Annotated in this window: 5 protein-coding genes; all 5 read right to left on the reverse strand. The window is 75.7% G+C overall.

Annotation, left to right across the window (positions count from 1 at the left end):
- On the reverse strand, positions 1–1,250 hold a 1,250-nt coding region (locus ACFVU9_RS44980), incomplete at its 3' end, for a protein phosphatase 2C domain-containing protein (protein WP_387603788.1).
- A 3-nt stretch (positions 1,251–1,253) separates the two neighbouring features.
- Positions 1,254–3,770 carry a tetratricopeptide repeat protein gene (locus ACFVU9_RS44985; RefSeq protein ID WP_380448847.1) on the reverse strand — a complete coding sequence of 839 codons (2,517 nt, stop codon included), beginning with the start codon at positions 3,768–3,770 and terminating at the stop codon, positions 1,254–1,256.
- Positions 3,771–3,775: 5 nt separating this feature from the next.
- Positions 3,776–5,128: a hypothetical protein gene (locus ACFVU9_RS44990; RefSeq protein ID WP_380448849.1), complete on the reverse strand. Its 1,353-nt coding sequence runs from the start codon at positions 5,126–5,128 to the stop codon at positions 3,776–3,778.
- Positions 5,129–5,343: 215 nt separating this feature from the next.
- Positions 5,344–6,300, reverse strand: coding sequence for a glutamate ABC transporter substrate-binding protein (locus ACFVU9_RS44995; protein ID WP_380448852.1), 957 nt, complete (start codon positions 6,298–6,300; stop codon positions 5,344–5,346).
- A gap of 15 nt (positions 6,301–6,315) precedes the next feature.
- Positions 6,316–7,630, reverse strand: a 1,315-nt coding sequence (locus ACFVU9_RS45000) for a hypothetical protein (RefSeq protein WP_387603793.1), incomplete at its 5' end; no start/stop codon positions are given.

Genomic DNA, 7,630 nt, shown 5'->3' on the forward strand with positions numbered 1-7,630 from the left:
GGCGGTGCCGGCGGGGCGGACGGCGCCGGCGGGACCTGCGGCGGCAGCGGGGCGGCCGGGGAACCGATCACCGGGAGGTCCGGCAGCGTCGGTTCGTAGTCCGGGTCGTCCTCCGGGTCCGGCCGCGCCCCGGCCGGGGTGATCACCGGCAGGTCGAGGGCGGTCGGGGTCTGCTCGACCTCCTCGGGGTCGGGCCGGGCGGGCGGGTCGATCGGCAGGACGGCGACGGTGATGTTGTCGTGGCCGCCGGCCGCGACCGCGAACCTGACCAGGGCCTGGGCCGCCGCGAGCGGTTCGGTCCGGGCGTCCGGCCGGACGTAGTAGGCGAGGTCGGTGGCGGCCTCGGCGTAGTTCCACAGGCCGTCGGTGCAGACCAGCAGCACCCCGGGGACGTGCGGGGTGAAGTCCAGCGTGTGCGGGACGACCTCCTCGGCGTCGGCGCCGAGCCAGCCGGTGATCGCGTGGGCGCGCGGGTCGGCGTAGGCCTCGGCCTCGCCCATCAGGCCGGCCTCGACCATCCGGGCCGCCCAGGAGTCGTCCTGGGTGAGCCGGAAGGGCTCGGCGGCGGCCCGGTCGTCCGGGATCCAGTAGGCGCGGGTGTCGCCGACCCAGCCGATGGTGACCCGGCCGCCGGCCGCGATGGCGCTGACGTAGGTGCAGGCGGGCGCGTTGAGGTCGGGCCGGGCGGGCCCGGCGCCGGCCCCGGCGAGGTCGGCGACGGCCTTGGCGGCGTCGGCGATGGCCCGGCGCATCGCGGCGTCCGGGTCGGTGCCGGCCTCCAGGGCGCTGAGCAGCGACTCGGAGGCGGCGTCGACGGCGGTCTCGGAGGCCTGGTCCGGGCGGTCCGAGGAGGAGACGCCGTCGCACACGACGGCGACGACGACGGGCTCGCCGCCGGGCAGCGAGGTCGCGGCGACGGTGAAGGAGTCCTCGTTGCGGTGGTGGCGCACGCCGCGGTCGCTGACCCCGGCGACGCCCGCGAGGGCCTTCTCCATGTGGTCGCGCGGGCGCGGCTGGGCGCCGCCGCAGGCCTCGCAGTAGCCGTCGGCGCCGACCTGCGGCAGGGCGCAGTGGACGCAGACCGGCCCGTGCTGCTGCGCGGGGACGGACTCGGCGCGGGGGGAGGCCCAGCCCGCGGGCATCGCGCCCGGGGCGGGCCGGCTGTCCCGGCCGGTCCCGCAGGCGCCGCAGAAGGCGTCCTCCGGGGCCAGCGGTTCGGAACAGCTCGGGCACACGGTCTGCTGCGGCATCGGTTACACCCACGTCCTGGGGCGGGCGCGGTTGGCCCGTTCCACCATCTCGATCCTGGTCTCGGCCCGGTCTGCCAACCGGGCGAGTACCCGGTAGGACTGTTCCAGGGCGAAGCGCAGTTCCCGCTCGTCGGCGGGTCGTCCCAGCACCGTCGGCCGTCCGCCCTGGCCGGCCCCGGCGGAGCCGGCGGTGACCCAGCCGAGGGCGGCCTGGAGCACCTCGACGGACAGTTCCTCGCGCCGCCGGTCGTCCAGCCGCAGGGCCGTCAGCTGGTCGGAGCCGGCCGCGAGGTCGGCGCCGATCGGCTCGGTCGCGGCGCGCTCGCGCAGCCGGGCGCGGACGGCGGCGATGCGGGCGGCGGTGTACTGGCTGGAGGTGGCCGGGACGGACTCCAGGACGCGGACGGCGTCCGGCCGCATCCCGTCGTCGAGGCGGACCCGGGCGAGGCCGAAGGCGGCGCTGAGGTAGGACTGGTCGGTGGTCCAGACGAGCCGGTAGAACTCGGCCGCGTCGCCGCCGTCGCCGAGCAGTTCGGCGCAGATGGCGAGGGCCAGCTTGGGGGCGCTCTCGCCGGGGAAGGCGTCGTAGACCGCGTCGAAGGCCTCGGCGGCGGCCCGCAGGGAGGCCTCGTCCGGCTCGCCCGCGCTCGCGTCGGCTCCGGCGGTGGCGCCGACGAGGGCGGTGAGGCCGCGGTACCAGACGACCCGCCAGTCGTCGGAGTGGTCCTGCTCCAGGGTCGCGAGCGCGGCCAGGGCCTCGCTGTGGCGGCCGAGTTCGAGCAGGGCGCGCAGTTCGCGCAGGCGGCGTTCGGCGGAGTCGGCGGGGGCGCCGGCCAGTGCGGCGAGCGCCTCCTGGGGGTCGGTGGCGAGCAGGGTCGCGAGGAAGCCCGCGTTGGGGTCGCCGGGGTCGACCCGGGGGACGGGCAGCGCGAGGGCGGCGGCCGCCGGGTCGAGCTCGGCCACCCTGAGCTGTCCGGTCTGCTCGGTGGGCAGCACCAGCTCGGTGTCGACGACGCGCAGTTCGGGCCCGAACAGGGTGGAGAGCGCGGGCCGGGCCCGGCCGTCCTGGAGGGCCAGGACCTCCCGCAGCACGCCGGTGAGCTGGTCGGCCATCTCCTCCGCGGAGGCGAAGCGGCGGGCCGGGTCGGGGTCGGTGGCGCGGACCAGGAAGCGGTAGTACGACTCGTACGTCGCGAAGACCTCGACGTCCTCGGGGCCGGGCAGCGTGTCGCGGTAGGTGGTGCTGTAGCCCTGGAAGTCGAAGGTGAGCACCGCGAGGGTGCGGGCGACGGTGTAGAGGTCGGAGGCGGGGGAGGGGCCGAGGCTCGCGATCTCGGGGGCCTGGTAGCCGACGGTGCCGTAGATCGGGCCGTCGTGGTCGAGGCGGCAGACCGCGCCCATGTCGATGATCTTGAGCGCGTCGCCGCTCTGGATCACGTTGTCGATCTTGAAGTCGCAGTAGATCAGGCCCCGGGCGTGCAGGTACCCGAGCGCCGGCAGCGCCTCCAGCGCGTACGCGATCCCCACCTCGACGGGCAGCGGCTCGCGCCGGCCGTCCGCGGTGCGGCGGTCGTTGGCGATGTCCTTGAGCGACTTGCCGCCGACGTACTCCATGACGATGTAGCCGTCGGTGGAGCCGGAGCCGATGTCCAGGTGCTCGGCGAAGTTGATGATCCGGACGATGTTCGGGTGGTCCACCTCGGCGAGGAAGCGCCGCTCGGCGACGGCCGCGGCCAGCGCGTCCTCGTCGCCGGTGTTCAGCAGGCCCTTGAGGACGACCCACTTGTCGTTGACCCGGCGGTCCACCGCGAGGTAGATCCAGCCGAGGCCGCCGTGCGCCAGGCAGCCCACGACCTCGTACTGGCCGCCGACGAGGTCCCCGCGGCGCAGCTTGGGCGTGAACGAGTACGGCGTGCCGCACTTGGTGCAGAAGCCGTCCGGGCGGCCCGGGCGGCCGTCCTTCTCCCGGCCCACCGGCGCCTCGCACTTGGCGCAGAAGCGCTTGCGCTCGGGCACCTCGGGGTTCTCCAGCACCGCGAGGGACGGGTCGGCCGTCTCCACGGTCGGGACGGTCACCAGGCCGGCGCCGAGCCGGCTGCGGGTGCCCGCGCTGACGCTGCCGCGGGTGCTGCGCACCGAGACCGAGCGGCTGCTGCCGGTGCGGGTCGAGCGGTGCGAGCGGGAGCGGCCGGACATCGAGCGGGCGGAGCCGGTGCGGGCCGAGCGGACGGAGTTGCCGGTGTCCGGGGCGACCCGGGCCGAGGGCACGTACGGCTGGGTGGTGCCGGTCTCGCCGCCGGGCGCGGTGAGGCCGCACTCGTCGCAGTAGCCGTCCGCGTCGATCGTGCCGGAGCAGTCGCGCGGGCAGGGGGCGCCGGGGCCCGCCGCCGCCTTCGGGGGCGCGGCGGCCTTCGCGGAGGTGGTGCCGGCCACCGGGGCCAGCCCGCACTCGTCGCAGTAGCCGTCGGCGTCGATCGTCCCGTTGCCGGTGCAATCCGGCCGTGTGCACGCCTCGCCCATCAACCTCAGCCCCCCTGTACCTGTCCGTCGACCGGCGTCTGGCCGGCCTCCTCGTGTGCGGACTCGGCGTGCGCCGGCCGCAGCGACTGCTGGAAGCGGGCCACCGCGGCGGCCGCCGCCCGCAGGTCGCAGGGCGCGCTCCACAGCAGCCAGCGCGCCTTCTCGTACCGCTCGATCACTTCCGGGTCCTCGGACACCCGCAGCCGGGCGGCCATCGCCTTGTAGGCGTCCAGCCGGCCGCGCAGTTCCGCCCGCACGGCGAGCGGCTGGGTGACCTCGGTCAGCGACTGGCGGGCGCGGGCCAGCTCCTTGGCGGCCGCGTCCTCCAGCGCGTCCAGCAGCGGCGCCAGCCGGCCCCACTGCCCGGCCTGCCGCAACTCCAGTGCCACGACGATACGTTCGCGCAGCGCCGAGGCCGGGCCCGGTACCGCGGGGACGTCGCTGGCGGCTATCTTCGCCAGCACCTCGCCGCGCGCCCGGCGGGCCTCGCCGAGCGTCGCGTCGGCCCGCTGGAGCAGGTCGCCGACGCCCTGGAGGCGCTCCTCGGCGTCGTCGCGCAGCCGCAGCAGGTTCTCCAGCTCCAGCCGCACGCCGTCCAGCGCCCGCCCGGCCCGGTCGAAGCGCTCGGTGTCCACCACCCCGGACGGGGAGGCGAACGCGCCGCCCTCCGGCACGGTGCCGCGCTGGGCGGGCACCCGGGCCGGGCGCCACAGCGCGAGCGGGTCGCCGCGCACCTCGGTGCGCAGGGCCGTCAGGTCGGCTTCCAGTCCGGCCAGGTCGTCGCCCAGCGGGTGGGTGGCGGCGTGGACGCCGAGCGAGGCGGCGAGCGTGCGCACCCGGTGCAGTTCGGCGAGCAGCAGGTCGATCCTGGCCGGCAGCGCGGACCACACCGCGTCGGCGGCGCTGACCACCTCCAGGACGGTGGCGTACCAGGAGTTCATCCTGGCCATCAGCGCGTCCAGGCTGACCCGCTCGACCAGCTTGGCGGGTGCGCCGAGCAGCTGCGGCCCGTCCGGCAGCGCGCCGCCCGGGACGGTCACCGCGTCCCCGGTCAACAGCTCGCTCAGCTCGGCGAGTTCGGCCGAGCCCGGCTTGGCCTTGCGGGCCCGCACGGCGCGCGCGGAGGCGAGCGCCTCGGAGTACCGGTCGAACAGCGCCCACAGCAGCGGCAGGCCCTTCCCGGCGACGGCCCAGCGCTCCTGCGTCCGCCCGGACAGCTCGGCGCCGTCCAGCAGCCGCAGGCCCGGGTGGTCCTGCAGGGCCAGCAGCGCCGACTCGACCGCGTCGCGCTCTGCGCCGAGGCGCGCGAGCGCGCGGTCCACCTCCTCCCGGTTCAGTACCGGGCCAGCAGATGCCACCGCCGTCCATCCTTCCTTCACCGACCCGGCCCTGACGGGCTGCGGATCTCCCCGTGCACGACGGGTCTCCCCGTGGTGATCGTCCCGAACCCTAGCCGGTGCTCCTTCGGGCGGAGCGGGCGCGGGGCGTCAAGACGGCGTCAACGGCCCGCGTGCGGGCCGTGGCCGCCCGGCGGCCCTCCGGAGGGCCGCCGGAGGGCCGTCGGCGGCCGTTCCTAGTGGGCCGTCGCGCCGGGCCAGTAGTGGTCGGCGTCGTTGAGCATGTACGGCTTGAGCCACCGCTCGTACGAGCTGCGCCAGGCGCCGCTCGCGTAGTAGTCGGCCAGCACCTGGTTGACCCGCGCGGTGAGATCGGGGCTGCTCTTGAGCATCGCGACGCCGATGACCTCGGGCTGCGCCTCGCCGTCCACGATCCGCACGGTCTGGTCCTGGGCGGCCTGGCCGGCCGCGAGGCCGTCGTCGGTCATCGTGGCGTCGACCTTGCCGAGCTGCATGAGGACCAGGCAGTCCAGCTGGTTCTCCACCGGGACGACCTGCTTGGCGGTCTTCTTGACGTCCTTCAGCACCGTCGCGGCCGTGGAGCCGTTGGCGGCGCACACGGTCTTGCCGGTGATCGCGTCGTCGAGGTTCTTCGCCGGGGACGACCGGGGCACCAGCACCCGCTGGGTGATGTTGAAGTACGGCTTGGAGAAGGCCACCTGCTCCATCCGCTGGCAGTTGATCGTCATGGTGCGGACGATCAGGTCGACCCGGCCCTTCTGGATGGCGTCGACCCGGTCGGCCGTCGCCACCGGCTTGAGGACGACCCTGTTCGGGTCGCCCATGATCGCCGCACCGATCGCGCGGGCGAGGTCGATGTCGAAGCCCTCGATCTGGCCGGTGTTCGGGTTGCGGGCGCCCCAGCGGAAGCTGTTCTGGTCCACGCCGATCACCAGGCTGCGCTTGGCCTTGACGGCCTTCACCGCCGGGCCGTCCTCGGTGCTCGGCGGGACGCTGCCGTAGATGTCGCAGGGTCCGGCCTGCGCGGCCTGTGGTGCCGGCGGCGACAGCGGTGCCGCCTCCGCCGCCAGCGGTGCGGCGCCGGACGGGCCGCCCCCGCCGAGCACGGCGGCGCAGGACGCCAGCAGTGCCAGCGCCGTCACCGTGCGGGTCCGTACTGTCCCCTTGCGCATGTGTCCGTCCCCCCTCTACCGGTACTCGGCCAGTCGGCGGCCGAGGCCGCGCAGCGCCGCCGCCGCGGCCAGCAGGCCGAGGACGGCGACCGCGGCGGCGGTGGTGCGCAGGTCGCCGTCGGTGCCGTCGGCGGCCTTGTGGAACTGCTGCTGCTCGGCGTCGGCGGCCTTCGCGAGCTGCTGGTCGGTCGCGTTGAACGCGGCGTCGGCGGTGTTCGGCGCCTTGGCCGGGTCGGCCGTCACCGTCGCGTCCAGGGCGCCCTGGTAGTCCGCGGTGTCCGTCTCCAGCATCTTCGCCGTGTCGTGCCGGGAGGACCACGAGTCGAACTGCTGGGCCGCCTCGCCGACGGCGTCCCGGGCGGACGCCGGCGCCAGCCGGAACGCCTCCGGCAGCGAGCCGGGGCGGGACGCCTCCGGGGTGCCCGCGGGCACGGCCTGCGACAGGTGCGTCGTCGTCGCGGACCACAGTTCCGCGTACTTGGTGGTCGAACCGCGGGCGACGTAGTGCAGGTTCTCCGCCAGGCGGGCCGTCAGCACGTCCACCCGCGCGGTGTTGAGGGCGCGCAGCGGGGTGGCGCCGAGGCGGTCGCTGTCGTCCAGCGCGGCGCTCGTGGTGGCGCCGGTGACGGCCAGCCAGAGCGAGCCCGCGAGGACGGCGGCGGTGGCGCCCAGCAGGCCGACGTTGAACACCCGGTTGGTGCGGCGGAACAGCACCACCTGCACCCAGACCAGCGCGCCGAGGGTCAGCACCCCGAGCGCGTAGGCGCCCCAGGGCGCGGACTTCGCCTCGTCGTAGTCGTTCGAGAGCTCCTTGTCCTCGAACGCCGTCAGCTCGGCGGCGGCCGGCAGCAGCACGTTGCGCATCTGCTCCGAGGCGTAGCGCAGGTAGGCGCCGCCGAGCGGGAAGCCCTGCCGGTTGTCCGCCCGCGCGCTCTCCACCAGGCCCGCATAGACGGGCAGTTGCTGGTTCAGCCGGGCCAGCGAGCCCTGTGCGGGGGAGGAGGACGTCGTCCGGGCGGCGGCCTCGGCGATCAGCCGGGCGGCCGTCGAGAGGTCCTGCTCGTAGCGGTCCCGGACGGCCTTCGGCTCCGCGCCCGCGAGCAGGAAGCCGGTGGCCGCGGTGGTGTCCGCGTCCGCGAGCGAACGGTGGATGTCCGCGGCCGCCTCGCTCAGCGGCTGGCTGTACGACACCACCCGCTCGGCGGCCTGCGCCCGCGTCTCCAGCTGCCAGGCGCTCAGCCCCCCGAACGCCACGGTCAGCACCGCCAGCACCGCCCCGGCCAGCCGCAGCCGGCCCGGCGCGGTCCGCGCGGCCCGCGCCAGCCGGGCC

The sequence above is a fragment of the Kitasatospora sp. NPDC057936 genome (genome assembly GCF_042887525.1).
GTDB lineage: Bacteria > Actinomycetota > Actinomycetes > Streptomycetales > Streptomycetaceae > Kitasatospora.

What these genes read in the sequence shown, in the direction of transcription:
- ACFVU9_RS44985 (WP_380448847.1), bottom strand. Translation starts at nt 3,770, where the DNA reads ATGGGCGAGGCGTGCACACGGCCGGATTGCACCGGCAACGGGACGATC.
- ACFVU9_RS44995 (WP_380448852.1), bottom strand. Translation starts at nt 6,300, where the DNA reads ATGCGCAAGGGGACAGTACGGACCCGCACGGTGACGGCGCTGGCACTG.